Raw genomic sequence first — 21825 nt, 5'->3', positions numbered from 1 at the left:
TTTTTTAAAGTTTGTTAAATTTTAAAATTATACTTATAAAATCATGTTTAAGTAGACTAAATAATTACTCCTTGATCTATCAAGGTTTTTTGTAATAATTTAATATCTAGCTCTTTTGTTTTTATATTTTTTTTAACTATTAATGCTGCAGCTGTTCCTGCTGCTTGGCCAGTAGCCATACAACAAGGCATCGACCTTGTTGAACCCTGCGCAAAATGGGTTGTAGAGATGCATCTTCCGGCAATTAATAAATTACTAAATTCTCTCGGAATTAAACATCTAAAAGGAATTTGGTAGGTTTCGCTGGGAGATTCCCAAAAATGACCTTCTGGATCTGAAGAAGGTCCATGAACATCCATTGGGAAAAAATTCCTCGCAATAGCATCACTAAAAGATTTATCATTTAAAATATCACTTTCATTTAAAATATACTCTCCAATGATGCGTCTTGTCTCTCTAACCCCAATTGAACATGCGCTCTCTATCAAATAAGAATTACTGAATCCAACGACATACTTTTTTAAAAATTTTATTACTGATGTCATTTGTTTTCTTGTTTCAATTTCGGCTCTTGTTAAATCATTTTGATTTGTTCCATCCACTTTCAGTGACCGAGTTGCATTTATAAGAACTTCATTGGGCCTTGGAGTGCTACATAGTACTATAAGATTGTGATCAAGTTGTAAATCACCCCTTTGTCGTGCTTCTTTAATTAAACTAAACAAACCAGGTGCAATAAAAAATGGTTTTTCTTTTACTATTGATGCGATAGTTTGATACTTTCCCTTAGTAAATTCATCTGGATTATTTTGGATATATTGAAAAAGTTCTTTTATTTGAACATTTCCCATTTTAAATATCAAAGTTACAGGTTGAGTTATTTTTTCAGCTCCTTCTCCTTTTTCAAAAGCTACCCCTGCACTAAAAGCTATATCAGCATCTCCTGTTGTATCAATAATAGAATTTGCGAGAACCACTTGATGTTTTAACCTACTTTTAGTTATTAAACCTTCAATTCTGTCATTCTTAACAATAACATCATCCATTATTGTATGTAAATGTAAATCAACACCAGCACTGTCTACCATCTCAAATGCAACTTCTTTAAATACTTCAGGATCAAAAACCGCATAATATTCACCTTCTATTGCGCCTTCTAATTTTTTCATATTTTCTAAAAATTCTACTGCTACTCCACCAATAGTATGTCGATCAAATCCCATAAAAACTGCCATTAATCCCATAGTCGCTGTTCCGCCCAAGATTCCATTTCGTTCAATTAAAAGTGTTTTTGCACCATTTCTCGCTGCGCTAATAGCCGCCGATAAACCAGCAACTCCACCACCTACAACTACAACATCTTTTTCCTCATAAATACCATACATAATTTTCACCTCATATTAATTTACTAAGTTTATATTTCTAATTAATAAATTTATTTTTACTTAAAACTACCAGCCATTAATCCTTTTACAAGAAATTTGTTCATAAAAATACCAAATACTATAATGGGTATGATTGCAGTACTTGCTAAAGCAGAAACAGCTCCCCATTGAATCATACCTTCTGATTCTAAAAAAGATGCAACTGCTACTGGTAAAGTAACTGCGTCTACAGATGTAAGTACTAAAGGGAATAAAAATTCATTCCAGTTCATAACAAAAACTAATATTCCACTAGCAAAAAGCGATGGCTTTGCAAGTGGTAGTACAATGCTAATAAAAACCCTCCACGGTGTACAACCATCTAATTCTGCACTTTCCATGATACTGCTAGGAATCCCTTCAAAAAAACCCCTTAAAATTAACATAACTAGTGGAATTTGAAAACTAGTTAAAACTAATATTAAAGCTAGTCTTGAATCTAGTAGTTTTAATGAACCAATAATTAAGTATACCGGGATTAAAGTTGTCACAGGAGGGAACATTCTCACAAACAAAATTAAAAAGAATAAGATTTCCTTTTTTTTAAATTTAAAGTTAGAAAAAGCGAATGATCCAAAAGACCCGAGTAAAACAGTAAGAATTGTAACTGGTATTGTCACTAATATACTGTTTATATAAAATTTTCCATATGTACTTGCAACAAATATATTTTTATAAGATTCTAAATTTGGTGTAAAAAAGAATGCTGGATTAGCTTCAAATAGTAAATTTCTTGGTTTTATTGATGTTAAAAATAAATAATATAGCGGAAATAATGTCCAGATAGAAATAACAATAAGTAATATATATGTGATAATTTTATTTATTTTGTTCATTCGGTTCTCCCATAATGGTTGTTAACCCAAAGGTAAATACCATATAAACCAGAAGTTATAGCTAAAGCTATAATTACCATAGTTGCTCCGTATCCTAGTCTATAAGATCTAAAAACCGTTTTGTAAACTAATAAACTAATAATCTCTGTATTACCGCCCGGTCCTCCTCCGGTCATCACATAAATTTTAGGAAGTTCTACAAAAGCATCCAAAGACCTTAAAATAACAGTGGTTAATATTGTTATTCTAATCATTGGTAGAGTTATATATCTGAACATTTTTAAACTTGAGCACCCGTCAATTTTAGCTGCTTCGATTACTTCTGGAGGTATATTTTGTAAACCAGTTAATAGAAGAAGAAAAGTAAAAGGAGTCCATTGCCAAACATCAGCTATTATAATTGAGTAAAGAGCTGTTGACGGATTGCTTAACCAAGATATCCTTGGTAAACCAATAGTACTTAATAAATAATTTATAGGTCCAATGTTATCGCTATAAAGAATATACCAAATTAAACCTACTACAACAGGAGCAGTAATCATTGGTAGGATAATCAAGGTTTTTAGTTTTTCTTTAATTAATAATTTGCCATCAAAAAAGATAGCTAAACCTAGCCCCAATATTAACTGCAACAAAACAGCTACGATCATAAAAAGAAAGGTTCTAATCAGAACTTGGACAAAATTAATGTCTTTAATAACCTCTAAATAATTTCTCAGCCCTACAAATGTAGGATATTTATCGTATACTAAATTGAAAGAAGAAAAGCTGAGCCCTAATGTATAAAAAAAGGGGCCAAATTTCCATATACATAAATAAATCAAAGGTGGCAACATAAAAATTAGGTAATATATATAATACTTTCTATTTTTTATTGCATACATGTTTATTACAACTCCATGTTATGTATGTTTTTTTAATAATTTCCAATTTTTATTTGACAAATGTTATATTACTGCTGAAAATTTCAACAAAGTATTTTTAAGCTAAAGGAGGATTCAACCATTTACTATTTTTTTTGATTTAATTGAATCCTCCTCCAGATTAAAAACTTCTTTTAGTACTTCATTCCGAAATATAACCTTCTCGCTTAAAAACTTCTAATAAATTTGCTTGAGCATCATTGCATGCTTGTTCAGGTGTCTTTTCTCCAATCAGTGCTTTAGACATCTCCTTTGTACATATGTAAACACATTCTTGGTACATAGGAATCAAATAAGCTGGATGTTGGAAATAATAAATATCTTCACTAAGTAATTTATCAGCCTCTTTGAGGAATGGATATTTTTCCCTTATTTCTTCATCAAATAGAAGCGATTTACGAGCAGGATGCCATGATAAGCCTTTTTCTAAAAAAACTTTCCTCATAATTTCCTTTGACATAGCTAACTCGAGAAGCTTATATGCCGCTTCTTTATTCTTTGAAATAGAAGATATCCCAACTGCGACTCCACCCATGTGTGCAGCATGTTCACGCCCTACTACTCCCTCTTTGCTTGGATTTACAGTAAAACTAATTTTATCAGCGACACTTGAATCAGGACCTAATAATATTTCTATACCTCTTATGAAATACTCTATTTGTAATGCGACATATCCTTGGGCAGTGAGACTTGTCGCTTCCCCACTGGTCATATTAATGTGGCCAGAAGGCTGAAATGGATTTAAAGAAACATAATACTTTATAGCCTCAATCATCTGTGGAGAATTAAATGTTGGTAATAAAGTTTTTTCATCAAATATATTATCCGCTCCGAAAGCCATGAAAATTGTGTCGATGTCATTCCACAAGAAATCTCCCTCTTTGTTTGAAAAAACGGTTCCATAAAAATCGTGTTCAAGAACCTCTCCCATTAATTTTTCACCTTTTTTTCTTGTAAAAAATTCCACAACATCATAAAATTCTTTGTAAGTCTCTGGAACCTTTAAGTCGTACCCATATCGTTCTTTGAAATTTTCTTTCTCTATTGGATTTTCAAATAAATCTGTCCTATAAAACATACATACGCCTAAAGCATATAAAGGTAATCCAGTTAAATCCCCTTTATATGTAAACGATTCAATTTGTGGTGCATAGTAATCATCCAAATCAAGGACATCTTCATCTACTAACTCTGGGCTTTCTTCAACAAAGGCATTTATTGGAGTAACTACATCTGCTGCAATCCACTCCCCAATCCAAAAGGAGTCTACCATAACAATATCCCATACTGGATTATTCATCCTTCTATCTAGAATATATTTCTTATGTACATCATCTCTTTCATACCATACAAATTCAACATTCATACCTAGTTGTTTAGCTGCTTCTTCACAAAGATCTAATAATGCATATGTTTCATTGAATTTTCCAAATGTTCCTCTGATTGTAACTCCCTCATAAGATTTCTCTTGAGCAAAATTCATTCCAGTAAAAATAAAAATGAGACTTATTACTAATACCGATAATATACATAATTGATATTTTCTATTCATAATTTACCTCCTCATCGCTATTTCTTAAAATTTAAGATAGCTAAACCTTCCTTAGTATAAAAATCATGCTAAAATTTTTCAAAATAAACATCCTCATGATTTAAAATGCTAAGTTAAGACTTCCTTGGCTACCAACTCCTTTCTTAATGATAAATATTCAATTTCCTTAATTTTTTTCTTATTATTTAAGGAAACAGCTGCTGCTACTCCAGCAACTTCTCCCAAATTCATTGCCTTCCCAAAGCCCCTAATATGTAAAAACGCTCCATGATCTACGGCAATATCATCACCAGCAAGCAATAAATTATTAATTTTTTTTGGCAATATCGATCGATATGGAACTTCAAAATAAGAAGAGTGCGTTTTTTTATCGGTCATATCAATAAAATCATTGATTTTCACTTTAATTACTGTATCTTCAAATTTACTTGAGTTTTTAATATCATCAAATTTTAACGTGTATTCTCCCACTGGATGTCTTCCTTCACGTATTCCCATAAGCGGTGCTATCCCTGCTAAACGAGCATTTTCAAAGCCAGGAACGTACTTTTTAAGGAAAGCGATTTCTGATACAATTTGCTTCCTAATATGCAACTCTGCGCGAGTTAAGTCTTCATTTTTTTCTGCTCCATTAAGACCCCAATCATATATAGCAGGTTCCCACATAAGCGTATCCCCGTCATAAACAGAAGGGCTAATCTCAGGATGGGGATGCCCAGTATAGATTGCATCATAGTGTTTCATATCTTTTTCAGTCAATTTTGGTCGATAATAAGGTAATTCACCTTTATCCATAGCCTTTTTAATGAGTCTCTTTAATTTTGGATCTTCTTTTTGGTATTGTAAAAGTTTTGTATAATCTACGTTGCTCATCTTCCACATTAAACCCATTGGAATAGGTTTTCCTAACTCATTTTTTGGGTGAATATACGGTACTCCTGCTCGCGCAACAACATCAGCACGTCCTGTTGTATCAATATAAACTCGTCCCTTTATTGCTTGCCTTCCCGATGCATTTTCTATGATTACAGCTTTGATTTCATCGTTCTCAACAATTGTATCTACAAATAAAGTATCAAGTATAATTTTTACTCTTGCTTCTTCAAGCATTTCATTAATAATGCATGAACACATATCTGGGTCAAACGCAAGTATTTCCTGAGTATTTTCTTTATCCATCGCTGGTGAATAATGTATAAATGGGTCTGATATTAAATCAGGATACTTTTCTAATAAATTAACAATATAACCTCCGTTCTTAAGTTTTGAATAAATTTCCTCTGGTAAATGGTTTTGGCCATAACCAATGAACATGTAACCATTTGTTATGGTCCCGCCCATACTTCCAAACCTCTCGATAATTACAGTTTCAAAACCACTTCTTGCGGCTCTTATGGCAGCACCAACACCAGCTGGTCCTCCCCCAACAATTACTACATCAGTTTCCATAATTACTGGAGTTTTTTTCTCTGTTTCCTTAATGTAATCCATAAATTTCTAAGACCTCCTTTGCCTAAGTTCTTTTATAAAAAGATATTTCAACCATTATCATATAATTAAATTTATATATTTACATAAAGATTTTTTTGCGAAATATTTATCATCTTTTAAGAAAAGTATTCCGTATCTAATTTTATCCTTACAAAATTTAGAAGGTTTAGATTGTTAAAAATTTTCGAAGTGTGTTTTTTTTCTTTTATATCTTTCCGTTGTTAATGTAAACGCATTTTCACTTTTAGTAATGTAGAATATTTTTTGATAATATTGGGACTTTGTAAGTTCGAGTACTAATACCCATCCCCCTTACCTCTCCTATATTGCCTATTTTTTTATTATTTACTTTTAGAAAATTTTAATAAAATAATGAATAAATTATTTTTCAAATATTGAATTTAATGATTATAAAAATGGAATATTCCATATTATAAATTTATATAACACAAATATGGAATATTTACAATAACCAAAAAATTTAATTTAATTTTAAAATATCCATTTAACGTAATCCTGTTAACCGATCAATTCCTTTTTTATGTGTAAATTCAACCTCGGTTCAATAGATATAACCTTGGTATCAATAAAACGTAATAAAATAATATGTTCCTGATTTGATTCACTTTAAACCAGGAATGCGTACCTTGACAATTCGCCTCCGAATCGATTGGAGTTAATCAAAACCCAGCGATCTCTATAGAGCTACTTGGAGTGGATCCGGACACATGTAGGGATAGTTGAAAAGAAATGATCTCCATCGCTTGAAGAACTCTCAGAAAGCGAGTTCTTCCCCGTCTCCACTCGGACGGCGAGGGGTATGATATTTAAACTTGCAAAATGATCTCCTTATGTCACAGCAGGTATATAATTTACCCAGGAAAACCGGAATAAAAATGACCCACCCCTTAAATCTATAATCCCTCTGATAGGATGAAAAGATCGAAGGGAAATACATGCTAAGGAGTGAGTCAATTATGATGTTACACCAGATGAGAAAAGAAGGTAACGAACTGAATATTTATACAATCTGAAACCTATCTCATCGCTTCCACAATTTTTTCTAAATTATCCTTCATGGTTTCCAGAAAAGGGACATCAGGATAGAAACCAAGGGGATCAAGGATAATAACCTTGACTCCGGTTTCTTGTACTAAAACCTGTGCTGCTTTTTGACTTAATTGGGGTTCGGCAAAAATTACTGGATTCTCTGTAATTTTTAAGTTATCAATGAGGTATTTGATTTTCTTAGGAGATGGTTCTTCTCCGGGTTTTTCCTCAATAACACCAATTTGGACGAGGCTATAATCCCTCGATAAATAATCCCAAGCAGAGTGGGCTGCAATGAAATGACGGGTTTTTGAATTTTTTATTTTTTCACTAAACCACCGATCCAATTGCAGGCATTGGTCTATATATGATTGAGCATTTTCTGAATAAATTGCTTTGTTTTCGGGATCTATCTTTATTAGTGCTTCGGCTATCGATTCTGCTAAAATCGAAAGGTTCCGCAATGATACCCAAACATGGGGATTCCCAAATTGATGTTCATGGCCATTTTCCTCGTGGTCGTCTGTGGTTTCAACCACTTTCCCTGCTTCGATGAGTTGAAGGCTATTTCCTATCGCTTGAGCCATATCATAGGCAAACATTTCAAGACCCAAACCAATAATAAAAAATAAATCAGCTTGCTCAAGTTTTTTTATATCTGATGGTTTTGGATCAAAGGTGTGTGGGCTCATGCCATTCGGCACCAGGAGGTGAACATTGACCCTCTCACCCCCCACCTGAGTCACCAAGTCAGCTAAAGGAGAAATTGAAGCTACTATTTGAATTGGTTTTTCCTGTGCCTCTATATATTGATTTCCTTTAAAAGCGAGATTTATAGAACATAACAATAAGAGCACGAGTAAAAAAATCTTCAATTTCATCGCCATTCCCCCTTTAGCTATGCCACTTCTTCAGTTTTTAAGATTCTTCTAACGAAATACAGTCAATCCATCATTTCTTAACCCATCTTCGATCCATCGCCGGTGAGATTCTACCATTGGATGAGGTAACTGTGAAACCGAATAGAAACCGGATTTTAAAATTTCGAATTGATTGTTTCTCAAATCCCCCTCCTCTATCTCACAAAAAAAACAAGCGGCAACAAACTGAATGGTTTCTCCGGAACTATAACTTAATACCTGGTCCGAAGGGTGAGAATAGAGACCCACCAAATTCTTTACTCTAATTTTAAGATTTAGCTCTTCCATTATTTCACGAACAACCGCTTCTTCAAGGGTTTCGCCTCGTTCCATTCTGCCGGTCGGCAGCGCCCAGTAAGAATTATCCTTTCTTTCAATCAATAATACCTGTTTATTCTTATTAAAAATTAATGCTGCAACGGCTACTTCGATCTTTTCTGGCCAAGGGAAATCCGGCTTCTTCCAGGAATCCAGCTGGAATGATTCCTCAAGAAGCTGAAAAAGATTATTGACTTGTCCGTCAGGAACACGGTAATCTCGTAAGCTGGGATACTGAATCGATTGAGCTGAAACTAAAACTGCTGGTATATTCACCTGGTGTGCTCCTAAAATATCAATTTCCGGGCTATCACCAATCATAATCGTTCTTGTTTCAGAGGAATAACCATTTTGGGCAATCTGAAAAATGAACGATGACGGTTTCCCAACAATAAAAGCTTTCTGTCCAGTAACGTTTTCGATTAATCTTACTATTGAACCAGTTGCTGGTTGTCTTCCTTTTGGAGTTGGATATGAGATATCACCATTGGTTGCAATAAAAGCAACTCCCCGTTCAACATAGTGAATGGCTTGTTGGATCTCTTTTAATTTTAAGTCTTCATTAAATCCTATGACAATTGCTTCAGGAGAATCATCAACAAGGGTAACTCCCATTTCAGTGATTTCTCTTCTTAAGGCATCGGTTCCCACAACCAACACTTTAGATGCTTTCATTTTCTGTAAATAGTAGGCTGCGCACCAAGAAGCGGTAATGATATCTTCCTTATCTAAAAAAATAGTCATTCTTGATAATTTTTCTTGGATTTCTTCCCGAGAAAAACGTGAATCGTTGGTTAGAATTCTTACACCTTTCCCTCGTTTTTGTAACCAACTTATGACTTCAGCTGAACCCAAGCAAGGTTGGTCTCCAACATAAATTACTCCATCCGCATCAAACAAAAATAGTTCAAACTCATCAATAAACATACCAAACTCCCTTAAAATACCTCATTTATTAAATAGGATTTAAATCCTGGCTGAACCATGATTTAAATTAAAACAGGTTATTCTTTTTTTTTCTTCACAATTTTGATTTAATTATTTCATGGAGCTACGACTAATTGCAATACTACTTTTAACCATCGGAATGATTTTCGGCGGTGTTATCGGATACCACATTATTGAAGGATGGAGATTTCTTGATAGCCTCTATATGACCATTATTACCATTACTACTGTTGGCTTTCAAGAAGTGTATCCCTTGTCTTCTAATGGCCGAATCTTCACTATCGCACTTATTATTACCGGTGTATTTATTGTGACTTTAACCATTAGTTATATTGTTACCCTCCTTGCTGAAGGGCAACTTGGTCAATATCTTAAAAGGAGAGAAATAAAATTGGAGTTAAAAAAAGTTGAAAATCATTATATTATTTGTGGCTGCGGCGTTATCGGTGAAGAAGTTTTAGCCGAATTCGACAAAATTCATGAAAAAATTGTACTCATTGAAGAAGACCAAAGTGTCTTAGACGAAATTTTACGGATTTTTCCAAATATTCTTTTTATTAAAGGGAATGCCACTCGAGAAGAAATTCTTCGAGAAGCAGGAATCGAGAAAGCAAAAGCCTTGTTGGCTGTTGCTGAGAGCGACGAAGAAAATGTCTATATCATTCTAACTGCTCGTTACATCAACCCCCATCTCCGTATCGTTGCTCGAGCTATTGCTTCAGATGCCATCGAAATCATGAAACGTGCTGGTGCCAACTATGTTCTCTGCCCTCAAAAAATTGGCGCCTTACGGATGGCTTCTGCTGCTCTCCGCCCCCAAGTAACCTCCCTTTTAGATGTTATTCTAAAAAGTGAGACACTAAATTTAACTCTCGATGAAGTAGAAGTACAATCAAATTCTCCTATGGTGAATAAAAAGCTAAAAGAACTTGACTTGCCTAAGAAAATAGGTCTTATTGTCGTCGCTATAAAACCCCATGGCAGTCCAATTTTTTCTTTTAATCCAAGTATTGAAACCGAAATCGAAGCCCATGATGTTATAATCGCTCTTGGCCGAGTCCATCAATTTACTGAACTTCACCAAATGGCATCAGGTAGCATTATGAAATAGGCTTTCAAAAGCCATAATATTTATCAATGTTTGGAAGTTTAAGAAAACGATTTTGAGTTTTTGCTTTTACCCGTCAACACCTTAAGATGATTTTCTATATTCTTCTCTACTCTTTGATAATGGTCTTCTCGATAATCAAAAAGGAATTGATAAAGTTCTTTTCGATATTCTTTTAGAATTGAACCATAGGAAATATGAAGGAGCTGTCGGACCGAATCATTCTTCAAAAAATTCTGGAGCTTTTTATCCGGTAGATATTCTATCTCAGCAGGAATCTCATCAATTTTGAAAGAAACCTGATAGTCTCGGCTATTTTCAGAATAACTCTCCCAACTCAAAGTGTAAATTTTTCGAAATAATTCCGGATTAAAAACAGAAACCACTTCCAAAGCCTTAAGCCAAGATGTTCCGGAAGTTTTAATATGAAAGAGCCCATGAGTTTCTTGAAAAAAGGTGGGATAAATCGTCATCTTGTCGCTTCCTGAATGAAGGCTCAAACGGTAACCACCAATATTTTCAGCAATCAAAACCTGTCCCCGGAGATTTTCCTGAAATTGACTTAGATCTCCTCGATAATCAATGCCTTTTTCAAAAGATCCAGGGAACTTTAAAGCCAAACTTTGAAAATCAATGCCTCTTCGATGAAGCTCTTCTGACAAGAAAAAATGTGTTTGGTTCGAAGTAAGAAATTCGCCTTCATCTAAAGATATTTCGAGGTCATAATTGGCTAATCGCTCATCAAGAATGCTATTCATTTGATCAATAAAACCAAGAACTGGATATAAGGAAAGAACGATTCGGAGTATATTTTCTTCATTGAAACTGAGTCGAAAACCGTCACCCAAAGAATAACTTCGATCCAGATATCTTTTTAGTAAAACCAATTGATCGGGATTCATCTTTTGATAGGCTTGATTTAAATCCCTTTCCGATTGGGATAAGAACTCTTTTTCAATATAGTCGCTCACATCCAGGGTATAAAAACTATATCCACTATGAATTGCCTGTTGTAAATAAAATTCTTCTTTGATATGGTCGGCATCGGCACCAAACCTCCCCTGATATCCACTGGCAAAAGCTCCCCAGGCAGCATCGAGTAACACCGATTGAAAGGTTCGGCCGGTTTTTTTCAATTCCCTTGGAGACTGCTGAGCAATAATTGGAAAGACTTCGTATTTTTTTAAAACATTTAAATGAGCTGCGGATACTAATCCCAAACGGTCTCCGGTACCAAAAGAAGGCTTAACCCCGCATGTTTCCGGTTTAAGAGAAAGGATTTCTTGCGACAAAAGTTGATAATTCTCGAAGCTATAAGGATAAATGGTAAAGGAGAAATTATTATAGAATTTTTGACTTTCGAACCAAGGATCCTTGAATATTGGAGTCTTTTCCTCGCTCCACACACCTAAGTACTTCTCTTCAGGACCCATCACCGGTATCAATTTTGCATTATAAGGTTGATATTCCCAAACCAAAGGAATAATTTGTAAAATTTCATTTCTCTCTTCAGCAATCTTTTTTACCAGATCAGAAGCAATTTGGATCAAGGTTTAAACCTCCTCATTTTAAACATTTATCACATTTTCACTATGACTTTTAACTCTTCATTTTTTGAGTTTTCAGCCCGGTCTAAAGCAAAATCAATTGAACTAAAAGGATATTCACGAGTAATAAAGTCGGAGGGATACACTTGATGGGTTGTGATCAGTTCCAGCGCTCGTATAAAATCTTCTCGGGAATAGGTACGTGATGCAGTGAGTACTTTTTCTTGAGAAAAAATCTTTAATACATCAATATTTCGCTTCTCTCCTGAAGGAACCGCCACCAATACCAATTTTCCGGCTGGTTTTAATAAATCCAAAGCAATATCGAGAGTCTCATCATTTCCTACAATATCAAAAACACTATCAAAACTCCCAGCGTAGTGCTGATTTTTACTCAGTTCTCTTAAATCATTTTGAGAGCTGTTGATTACATCTTGAGCACCCAAGAGTAGCGACCGTTCTAATCTTTCAGCAATCACATCAATAACAGTTATTGATTTGGCTCCCAAAACCTTGGCCACTTTTAAAATGACCGATCCGATTATTCCTCCACCGATAATAGCAATAGAATCTTTTTGGCTTGTTCCATTGATTCGATTGGCATGAACCCCAACTGCTAATGGCTCAGAAAATACCGCTTGATTTGGTTGGATCGGCTTTTCAAAAGGAATTAAATTTTTGGCTTTGACCAAGACGTATTCGGCAAATCCTCCATTCATATGAACACCATATAATTTAACTTTTCGACAACGATTGACATTCCCCAATCGACAGGATTCGCACTCTCCACATCCTACCACCGGCATGACAGCAGCGATTTGACCAGCTTGAAAAGAATCATCTTTTGATTCAACAACCTCTCCAACAAACTCATGACCAGGAATGAGTGGATAACTGGCAAAAGGATTTCGACCATGAACAATGGATAAATCCGAACCACAAATCCCTGCATATAAAACTCTTAGCTTGACTTCCCCAATTTCTGGCTCGCCTAACTCTACGTCTTCTAAAGAAAATTGTTTTGGTCCCCGACAGATGAAAGCTTTCATTTTACTTTTCATGACAATTTTGCCTCCATGGCTTATTTATTTGGGTTCTCTTTCCTGATGTAATACCACAAAATCCAACCGATAAAAAGGAGAACGGGAAGCGTCGTAACCTGGACTAAGGTTAAAAAGCCAATACCGAGGGAATTATTAACATAGAGTTGATAAACCAAGGGCATTTCCCGAATGGTTTCTTCTACTCCGGCACGTAATACCTGATGATAAAACAAAAAAGACCAGAATAGATGCCCATCGGGCAAATTCTTTTTACTGATTACAAAGTGACGAAGGAGCAAGGCCAGATTAATGCCGGCAGCGATTAACTGAGCAGGCCAGCGGCCAAAATAAAAACTGGTCATCCTTCCAATATTTTCTACGTTAGGTATGTTCGCCAACCGAATCAAAAAGTATCCTAAAGCAATCGCTGGGACACATAAATCGGCAACTTGGTTAAAGCTTATTTTTGCCCGATACCTTAAATATAAATAGGCGGACAAGACACCGCCAATCAAACCACCATGCCAAGCCAGTCCACCTTCATAGGTTTTTAGTATTCGAACGGGTTCTTCCCAAAACCAGTTAGGATGATTGGCCGCTATATACATGAGACGAGCTCCTAATATTCCAAATATCATCACTAATAAGCTCATCACCACCAGATGATCCTGGTTTAATCCTTTGGATTTTCCCCTGGTAACCAAATACCAAATCCCAAATAGTAAAGCGCCAGCCATCGCTATGCCATACCAACGAACTTCCAATGGGCCAATGGTAAAAACAACTGGGTCTATTTTCATTGTTTTGTGATTTTCCCCTAAATTCTATTGAAATTTTTCAATAATATTTTTTTTCTCGTCATCAACCAAAAGTTTATCAAGAAAGAAAGCAATCAAAAATACTCCTAAAAATGACATGGCATAACGGCTTATAGCAAAGCGAGGTCCTAAACTTTGAATTTCAAAGAGGAGCATAGGAATTTTCATCGTCGACCAGGCACCTATAAATATGAATATGTTCCTTAGGCTGGTTCCCTTTCGAAGCATAACTTCTGCAATTGGGAAAGCTGCATAGAGTGGTCCGGCCGCCAATGCTCCTAAGGCTATCGATATGCCCGTTCCTTTCAACCCGGAACGATCACCCAGATGGCGAGTCACTTTTTCGCGAGGGATCCAAACATCAAATAAACCCACTAAAATGAACACCGGCGGAATAATACCAAGCATAAACAGGATATTGTCAAATACCACCCGATAAATCCGTAATCCCTCTTGAGGAAGCCAAAAATAAACCAATACGCTGATAATTCCAATAATATATAGTCCTCGAAAGCTTTTCCAAGATAATTTTTTCAAATCCTCACCACCATCCATACCACATATCCAACAACAAAGGAGAAAAAATAGGCCATAAGATTTCTTCCCATCGTTGCTTTCCACCCAAAAAAACTGGCTTCCAAGGGTGCAGTTATAATGCCTACCATCATTAAGGTTGAAATGAATACCGCCATCTGGGCAATCCCTGCTCCATTTTCAAGAAGCATTTTTGCCATAGGAAAGGCAACAAACCCTGGTATTAAAGTAATTGCCCCCACGATTGATGAAATTAGAAATCCAAGAAATCCACTTTTTTCACCAATGTATAAAGCGATGGTTTTTTCGGGGATGAAAACTACCATAAACCCTAAGAGAAAAATTATGGTTAAAAAAGGTGGTAATAAAACAATGAAGCTTTTCCAGGCTTTGAGGAGAGCTTCAATTGTCTTTTTTCTATCTTTAAAAAAAGAAATCCCAAGAAGAATCAATACAATAATATAAAAAATAACTGTTGATAGATCCATTACCTGGCCTTCTTCCAGCGATTGTTTATTAAATACCGAGGCTCAACCTAAATGATTTTAGCATATCATATTCATTCTGATTCTATTCTTTTTTGGAAATCAAATCTAATATGATTGAGATTCCTATGAACTATCCTGAAAATACCAATATTGGTGAAAAAAGAATAAACAAAAAAAGAAAAAGGCACACCCCCCTTAAATCCCCCCTCAATGGGGGAATATATTCAACAATTCCTCTCCTTGGAGGGGTGCCGTTTACGGCGGGGAGGGTGCTTTTCATTCGTCATCCTGAGGATTCGTTTTTTGAAGCCGTGAGGGTCTCATCACCCCAATCCGTCATTGCGAGGAACGAAGTGACGTGGTAATCTCATGAGTCATTTTTTATTATTTGTGGAACTGTGGAACTGAAAATGATGGGATTCTCACGTCGCACAATACGCTCCTCAGAATGACAGAGTGAGTGAATGAGATTCTCACCTCGTCCGGTAAAAATTCCGGACTCCTCAGAATGACAGAGTGAGTGGCAGAGATTGCCACGTCGTCCAACCAAAAAACGGTTGACCTCCTCGCAATGACGGATTTAGAGAGGCTTTTCACCCTCATCCTCACCTTCTCCCATCAAGGGAGAAGGAACCAAAATCTTGCGCCCCCTCGCTCCCTCCCTCCTCGGTGTCTTTCGCCAATATTCCCTCGCCCGTTCGTGGGAGAGGGTCAGGGTGAGGGGGCATCATTTCCTTCCTCATCTGGTGTCGCAAAAGCAGCATGAGAGTCTATCCTATTAATATTTTGAACTACATATTTAGATTCTGAATAACGAATTATGAATTGAGTAATCAATATTGCCTATCTTGAAGGGAAGAAGCAAAGCGTCGGAAAATAGTCTTACTGGTTCCAGCAAAATTTTATCATCGTTTTATTCTGATTGCCGTTAAAACCATCTAAATTATTGGATGATTACCGGCAAATCATGATTCCCCATTTTTAATCCGCTTTCAGGGTTATACAGTAATGACAATGCTCGAATTTCTAATGGCGAAGTATCAACCGCTAAACGGAGCAATCGCCCCACTTCCGGGTCACCATCTTCAGCAGGGCGAAAAGCATCAACTTCAGCTAATGATGCAATAAATAGTATTAATCCTTTCCCCCCATTCTTAGCATATTTGGTTAATTCTTTGATATGTCTTTGCCCTCGCGTCGAAGGACAATCAGGATAGGTGGCAAATCGACCTTGTCGATAGACGGCACTTTTTAATTCCAACAACACAGTTTCACCACCTGAGTCCCGAAACCAATAATCAAGAACGCTTTCACCCAAGCGGGGATTTCTCTTGAGAAGAGAATATCCCTCTAACCAGGGGATATATTTTTTTTGTACTGCCATTTCAAATGCTCTCATTTGAAAATAGGTATCGATAAAAGCCCATCCAAAATCATCTTGTATTGCAATAAGCTTCCCCGGGGTTTTTCCATGAGGATTGGAAATACAAACCGCCTTTCGTCCCGGAACCATCAATTCCAATAACCTTCCGGGATTATTGGTAGCAACCTGCCGAGATTTTCCGTCACCAAAGTCAACCTGGACTACGAACCTATTTATTCTTTTTTCAATAAAAACATAAAACCAATTTTGAAAATCAATAAGAGGCTTATGAATCAAAGGTGATTTAACAATTGCATTGTTCATCGATCGCTTCCAGAACCTCTTCAACATGTTGGGCAACTTTTACTTTTTTCCAATCTTTAACAATAAATCCTTGAGGATCAACTAAAAAGGTCGTCCGCGCTGCTGTACCAGTTACCCCAAGAATACCAAGGTTTTTTGATAAGCTCCCATCATCACTTAAAAGGATATGCTTCAAATTATATTTTTTTGCAAATTTTTGATGACTCTCCACTGATTGAGTGCTCACACCAACTACTTCTACTCCTTTTGAACGAATTTCTTCTAACTTTTCAGTAAAAGCAATTGCTTCCTTTGTGCATCCTGGGGTTGCATCTCGAGGATAAAAGTAAAATATTACCCATTTTCCTTGGAAACTGCTTAAAGAAAAGGTCTCTTCAGTTTGAGAACTTGAAACAAAACCTTTAAGTAGAAAGTCTGGAAATTTTTTGTCTTCGTCCATGATATGCCCTCCTAGTTTTGAATAAATAGCCATTTTAGTATTGACTATTTTAACCATTAATAACTCATTCTTCTTCCCGTTAAAATTTTATTTATTGCTTATTCATTAGAGAATCTTTTGATTATTCTGGATTTATCATTAAAAAATTGAATGTTTTAAAGAGTAATCACAATATTTCTAATTATTTTAACCTTACCACAAAAAGCCTTGAGATCATGATCTCAAGGCTTTTTGTGGTAAGTTATTATTAACTTATAATCACCACTTTTATATTCATGGTGAATTCCCGACTACATTACCGCTATCATTAGAATTATCACTTACTTCAACATTATAAGTATAGGTTCCACCTGGAATATCTTGGAACCAGAGTTGTAAATTATCCTTATTATTATTGTTGCTTACGCTCACTTGAAGTGTTGTTATCGTGCTTACGGGATCAACTACAACATTTCCTGAATTATCAATGTAAGCTATAAATGTTTCATTATTTCCATTCAAATTAACCGTATAACTATTGTTTAATGTTCCTGGTTCATTCCCAGGCACGTTTCCATTGTTCCAGTTCGCATTGACTACCAAGTTATTATTATTTTTTTGTATAGCGAAATGAATGTTCCCGGTATTAGGTATTGGTGATGGTGTTGGGTTTGGTGTTGGGTTTGGTGTTGGGTTTGGTGTTGGATCCGTATCGGGAGTGGTAGTCGGGGTCGGGGTTGGATTAGGTGTTGGGTTTGGTGTTGGATCCGTATCGGGAGTGGTAGTCGGGGTCGGGGTTGGATTAGGTGTTGGGTTTGGTGTTGGATCCGTATCGGGAGTGGTAGTCGGGGTCGGGGTTGGATTAGGTGTTGGGTTTGGTGTTGGATCCGTATCGGGAGTGGTAGTCGGGGTCGGGGTTGGATTAGGTGTTGGGTTTGGTGTTGGATCCGTATCGGGAGTGGTAGTCGGGGTCGGGGTTGGATTAGGTGTTGGGTTTGGTGTTGGAGCGATAAATGGTGTTGGTATCACTACAGTACCACTTGACGAGCCTCCTGGAGAACCAAAATCATTTCGAGCAATCCGACGAGCTTCAGCTATGACTTGAGGATCTCCTTGGGGATCTCGACAATTTTCAAGAGCTACTTTAACCAAATTTAATAATTGATTTGTTGGTATTAAATTAGGTATATCGCTAACTGGTAACACTAAATCATTAGCATTAAAGCTCCATGGAAGATTTCGAGCATCAAATGGATTAAAGGATTCTACGAGTAAATCATTTACCTGTTCCCAAATAATAACTTGAGCTGTTGTATAATAATTCACTTCTCCCACATCATCTCCCATTAATATGGACTGGTTTATTCCCTTTTTCACAACAACAAAATTATTCGTTCCTAGGTTTGGATACTCCCGAATCACATAAAGAACATAACTATTTTCATTTCCTTTTGTTAAAACAAATCTTCCACTTTTATCTGTTTCACCTTGTTGATTTAAAACACCACTATTTCCACCATATAATAAAGAAGTTGCCAAAGGAAAAGCTACTCCATCTAAAATATCCGGATTTATTTCACCGTCGATAAAACATACTTTCGGTAAAACTGCTCGACCGTTGACAAAATCTTGAGTTGTAGATTTTTGGAAACTGTTACCGGTCGGCAAACAACCGGTAACAACAAAAGCCAGTACCACTATAACTGCAACGGTAGTCATAAAAGTCTTTTTATTCATTTTATGAACCCCCTTTCAATAGGGTTACAACTATTCATTATTAATATACTAATATAACTAATGTATCATAGTTTTATTTCCTTTTTTTTAAAATATTTTTAAACTTTTTGAGGGATTACTTATTCATTATTGATCCTTGTATCTGTTCAAGAGGTGAGTAATGAACATAAAAATGATATTATTCAGAGTTCTTCCTAAGCAAAAAAAATCAGTTTTTCAATCCTTTTATTAATAAAACCACCAGCGTCTAATCAATATCGAATCCCCCATTCCAAAATTACATAATTCAATATTTTTTATTTATTACCCGATCTAATACTTACAAACCAATTCTCTCTACTTTTAAGCAATGCATTATAATGATGACCATAAAATAAAATGGAAAAATGGTTTTATATGGAAATTCAAGGACAAGTTGAAAGAATAACATTCCATAATGAAGAAAACGGCTATACCATAGCCCGGATGAAAGTTCCTGGAAACCGGGAACTCATTACTATTGTTGGTAATTTATTATCCATAACCCCTGGAGAGATTTTAAAACTTCAAGGAGAATGGAAAAATCATCCGAAATATGGTGAACAATTCCTCATTCAATCTTATGAATCAGTTGTCCCGGCATCAGTAAAAGGTGTAGAAAAATATTTAGGTTCCGGTCTCATTAAGGGCATTGGTCCCGTCATGGCGAAAAGGCTGGTTAATAAGTTTGGAACCGAAACATTGGATATCATTGAAAAGGATATTCAAAAATTGCATGAAGTTGAAGGGATTGGAACCAAACGAATAGCAATGATCAAAAAAGCTTGGGACGATCAAAAGGATATCCGAAATGTGATGATTTTTCTTCAAGAACATGGAGTAAGTCCTTCTTATGCAGTAAAAATATATAAACAATATGGACAGAACTCGATTAAAACCGTTCAAGAGAATCCCTATCGATTAGCAACTGATATTTTCGGAATCGGTTTTATCACCGCTGATCGAATTGCACAAAAATTAGGTCTCCCTAAGGACGCTCCGGCACGAATTGAAGCCGGTATACTTTACACCCTAAACAAATTTGCTGAAAATGGTCATGTTTACGTTCCGACCTCGGCTCTTTTATCAAAAGGTCATGAAATCCTTGATGTCGAGGAAAATGAAGCAAAAAAAGCCCTTTTAAGTTTATCTTGCCAAGATTCAGTATTTATTGAAGAAATATCCGATCAAGAAGAAGGAGTCTATCTTACTCCATTCCATGTTGCCGAAACCGGAATCGTAGACAGGTTAAAAGCACTCATTGAGTTTCCCAAAACTATCCCATTGTTTGGGTTGGGGAAAACCCATCAAATTGTATCTAAAGAATTGGGTATTAACTTAGATGAAAGTCAACAGCAGGCCTTACACGCTGCATTAGCTGAAAAGGTACTGGTCATAACCGGGGGACCGGGTACCGGAAAAACCACTCTGATTAAAGCCATAATTTGCCTGTATAAAAAATTAGGTTATCAAATACTTTTAGCTGCACCTACCGGTCGAGCAGCCAAGCGAATGACTGAAGCAACTGGATTTGAAGCGAAAACTCTTCATCGGCTATTGGAATATTCACCCAAAGATAACCAGTTTAAGAAAAATCATGAAAATCCTTTGAATGCTGATGTGCTTATTATTGATGAAACCTCGATGATCGACACAATTTTAATGTATCATTTTCTCAAAGCGATACCTCCAAATGCCACTCTCATTTTAGTTGGAGACGTTGACCAACTTCCTTCAGTAGGAGCGGGGAATTTACTACGAGATTTGATTGAATCTGAAGTGATCCCGACCGTGCGGCTCACAAAAATTTTTCGACAAGCGCAAGATAGTTTAATTATTTTGAATGCTCACCGTATTAATCATGGTCAATTTCCTTTCCTTGACTTCTCGCCTGGTAAACCTCAGGACTTCTATTTCTTCCCCTGCGATGAACCGGAAAAGGCTTTGCAAACTATTCTGAATCTCTGTTGTCAGAAAATCCCAAAGACTTTTGGATTCCATCCCTTAGAGCATATTCAAGTCCTTTCGCCTATGCACCGTGGTTTAATAGGGGCAGCTAACCTCAATATTGAATTACAAAAAAGTCTGAATCCCTCCTCCAAAGCCGAAATCAACCGAGGTGGAAATAGTTTTCGAATAGGGGACAAGGTGATGCAAATCCGAAATAATTACGATAAAGACATATATAATGGGGATATTGGTAAAATAACCAAAATTGATCGTGAAATCCAGGAAGCGACTATTAATTTCGACGGGAAAGAAGTAAATTACGAATTCTCCGAACTTGACGAAATCGTTCTGTCCTATGCAATTTCCATTCATAAATCTCAGGGGAGTGAATATCCGGCCATTGTCATTCCATTACTTACCCAGCATTATATGATGTTACAAAGGAATCTTCTCTATACGGCAATAACCCGTGGTAAAAAATTGGTGGTTTTGGTAGGCAGCAAAAAAGCAATTGCAATTGCTGTTCGTAATAACCAACCGCTTAAAAGGTACACCCGATTAAAAACCCGACTTCAAGACTCTTTTAACTTAAACAAATAATTGAACTTGTATCCAATCCTGAAAATATCTTTAATGAATCCCCCCCTCAATGGGGGAATATATTCAACAATTCCTCTCCTTGGAGGGGTGCCGTTTACGGCGGGGAGGGTGTCTTTATATCTTTATAGAGTAATTTTTAGAAAATAAAAAAAAGAAATAGGAATGAAAGATGGGATTCTCACGTCGCATAATACGCTCCTCAGAATGACAAATTAAATATTGCTGTCATCCTGAGGCTTCGTTTTTTGAAGCCGTGAGGATCTCATCCTGTAATTTTTTCTTTTATCCTTAAATTTTTTTTCATTCGCCCCCTCAGCCTTTATCGTGCCCGATTAACGTAGCGACATGCCATGGCATGTCGAATCTTGGACTTTCACCCTCATCCTCAACTTCTCCCATCAAGGGAGAAGGATAT

At 36.1% G+C, this 21825-nt stretch carries 18 protein-coding genes; 3 read left to right on the top strand and 15 right to left on the bottom strand.

All coding sequences use genetic code 11. The annotated features are described in order from the left end of the window. Positions 1–56 precede the first annotated feature (56 nt). From RT761_RS05700 to RT761_RS05670, 7 genes are all read right to left on the bottom strand, one after another. Positions 57–1385 carry an FAD-dependent oxidoreductase gene (locus RT761_RS05700; RefSeq protein ID WP_218113107.1) on the bottom strand — a complete coding sequence of 443 codons (1329 nt, stop codon included), beginning with the start codon at positions 1383–1385 and terminating at the stop codon, positions 57–59. Between the two features lie 56 nt (positions 1386–1441). Then, positions 1442–2260 carry a carbohydrate ABC transporter permease gene (locus RT761_RS05695; protein WP_218113106.1) on the bottom strand — a complete coding sequence of 273 codons (819 nt, stop codon included), beginning with the start codon at positions 2258–2260 and terminating at the stop codon, positions 1442–1444. Continuing rightward, on the bottom strand, positions 2257–3144 hold the full coding sequence (locus RT761_RS05690; protein ID WP_218113105.1) for a carbohydrate ABC transporter permease: 888 nt from the start codon (positions 3142–3144) through the stop codon (positions 2257–2259). Before RT761_RS05690 ends, RT761_RS05695 begins: the two co-directional genes overlap by 4 nt. Before the next feature lie 181 nt (positions 3145–3325). Beyond that, complete coding sequence (locus RT761_RS05685; protein ID WP_218113104.1) at positions 3326–4735, bottom strand: extracellular solute-binding protein; 1410 nt, start codon at positions 4733–4735, stop codon at positions 3326–3328. 108 nt (positions 4736–4843) lie between these two features. Beyond that, positions 4844–6226 carry an FAD-dependent oxidoreductase gene (locus RT761_RS05680; protein WP_218113103.1) on the bottom strand — a complete coding sequence of 461 codons (1383 nt, stop codon included), beginning with the start codon at positions 6224–6226 and terminating at the stop codon, positions 4844–4846. A gap of 1037 nt (positions 6227–7263) precedes the next feature. Then, positions 7264–8157: a metal ABC transporter substrate-binding protein gene (locus tag RT761_RS05675; RefSeq protein WP_218113102.1), complete on the bottom strand. Its 894-nt coding sequence runs from the start codon at positions 8155–8157 to the stop codon at positions 7264–7266. 48 nt (positions 8158–8205) lie between these two features. Beyond that, on the bottom strand, positions 8206–9441 hold the full coding sequence (locus RT761_RS05670; RefSeq protein WP_218113101.1) for an HAD-IIA family hydrolase: 1236 nt from the start codon (positions 9439–9441) through the stop codon (positions 8206–8208). 118 nt (positions 9442–9559) lie between these two features. On the opposite strand from RT761_RS05670, the gene RT761_RS05665 reads away from it, so the two are divergent. Continuing rightward, complete coding sequence (locus RT761_RS05665; RefSeq protein ID WP_218113100.1) at positions 9560–10573, top strand: potassium channel family protein; 1014 nt, start codon at positions 9560–9562, stop codon at positions 10571–10573. 38 nt (positions 10574–10611) lie between these two features. On the opposite strand, the gene RT761_RS05660 is transcribed toward RT761_RS05665, so the two are convergent. The 5 genes from RT761_RS05660 to RT761_RS05640 are packed head-to-tail and all read right to left on the bottom strand — an operon-like array spanning position 10612 to position 15000. Then, complete coding sequence (locus tag RT761_RS05660) at positions 10612–12120, bottom strand: tagaturonate epimerase family protein (RefSeq protein ID WP_218113099.1); 1509 nt, start codon at positions 12118–12120, stop codon at positions 10612–10614. Positions 12121–12149: 29 nt separating this feature from the next. Then, positions 12150–13178 carry a zinc-dependent alcohol dehydrogenase gene (locus RT761_RS05655; protein ID WP_218113098.1) on the bottom strand — a complete coding sequence of 343 codons (1029 nt, stop codon included), beginning with the start codon at positions 13176–13178 and terminating at the stop codon, positions 12150–12152. A 20-nt stretch (positions 13179–13198) separates the two neighbouring features. Beyond that, positions 13199–13960, bottom strand: a complete 762-nt coding sequence (locus tag RT761_RS05650; RefSeq protein WP_218113097.1) for a prolipoprotein diacylglyceryl transferase — start codon at positions 13958–13960, stop codon at positions 13199–13201. A 24-nt stretch (positions 13961–13984) separates the two neighbouring features. Beyond that, entirely contained in the window at positions 13985–14515 is a 531-nt protein-coding gene (locus RT761_RS05645; RefSeq protein ID WP_218113096.1) for a permease, read from the bottom strand. Beyond that, on the bottom strand, positions 14512–15000 hold the full coding sequence (locus tag RT761_RS05640; RefSeq protein ID WP_218113095.1) for a permease: 489 nt from the start codon (positions 14998–15000) through the stop codon (positions 14512–14514). Before RT761_RS05640 ends, RT761_RS05645 begins: the two co-directional genes overlap by 4 nt. Before the next feature lie 125 nt (positions 15001–15125). Here RT761_RS05640 and RT761_RS05635 point away from each other — a divergent pair, with 125 nt between their 5' ends. Then, a complete protein-coding gene (locus RT761_RS05635; protein ID WP_218113094.1) occupies positions 15126–15365 on the top strand; it encodes a hypothetical protein in 240 nt (79 codons plus the stop codon). Positions 15366–15943: 578 nt separating this feature from the next. Here RT761_RS05635 and sfsA read toward each other — a convergent pair. From sfsA to RT761_RS05620, 3 genes are all read right to left on the bottom strand, one after another. Continuing rightward, the gene (gene sfsA / locus RT761_RS05630; RefSeq protein WP_218113093.1) at positions 15944–16687 is read right to left on the bottom strand and encodes a DNA/RNA nuclease SfsA; all 744 of its coding nucleotides are present in this window, start codon (positions 16685–16687) and stop codon (positions 15944–15946) included. After that, positions 16668–17126 (bottom strand): peroxiredoxin, encoded by a 459-nt coding sequence (locus RT761_RS05625; protein WP_218113092.1) that lies wholly within the window; start codon positions 17124–17126, stop codon positions 16668–16670. Before RT761_RS05625 ends, sfsA begins: the two co-directional genes overlap by 20 nt. A gap of 273 nt (positions 17127–17399) precedes the next feature. After that, positions 17400–18842: a hypothetical protein gene (locus RT761_RS05620; protein WP_218113091.1), complete on the bottom strand. Its 1443-nt coding sequence runs from the start codon at positions 18840–18842 to the stop codon at positions 17400–17402. Between the two features lie 396 nt (positions 18843–19238). On the opposite strand from RT761_RS05620, the gene recD2 reads away from it, so the two are divergent. Beyond that, a complete protein-coding gene (recD2, locus tag RT761_RS05615; protein WP_218113090.1) occupies positions 19239–21410 on the top strand; it encodes an SF1B family DNA helicase RecD2 in 2172 nt (723 codons plus the stop codon). Positions 21411–21825 lie beyond the last annotated feature (415 nt).

Origin of the sequence: Atribacter laminatus (genome assembly GCF_015775515.1) — a bacterium.
Taxonomy (GTDB): Bacteria; Atribacterota; Atribacteria; order Atribacterales; family Atribacteraceae; genus Atribacter; species Atribacter laminatus.
This window is presented reverse-complemented; position numbering and strand designations above follow the sequence as displayed.